This window comes from Sphingobacterium sp. UBA6317, from assembly GCF_002440385.1.
Taxonomy (GTDB): Bacteria; Bacteroidota; Bacteroidia; order Sphingobacteriales; family Sphingobacteriaceae; genus Sphingobacterium; species Sphingobacterium multivorum.
Map to the genome: position 1 here is coordinate 1 of NZ_DJTD01000048.1, position 202 is coordinate 202.

Genomic DNA, 202 nt, shown 5'->3' on the forward strand with positions numbered 1-202 from the left:
TTTTGAGACAGCCTCTTTTTTTGTTTTATTGGATTTAATCCGCTCTATTAAAACCTAGTTTCTTTATGTTGTATTTGATCCTGTTCTCTGTCAAATACAGCCTCTCTCATTTATTGCACATTGGTATAACAAGCTTACATCAGATTTTATATTAGCAGGGGTTTTATAGGGGGAAAACAGGGGGTTAGCAGGGGGTTAACAG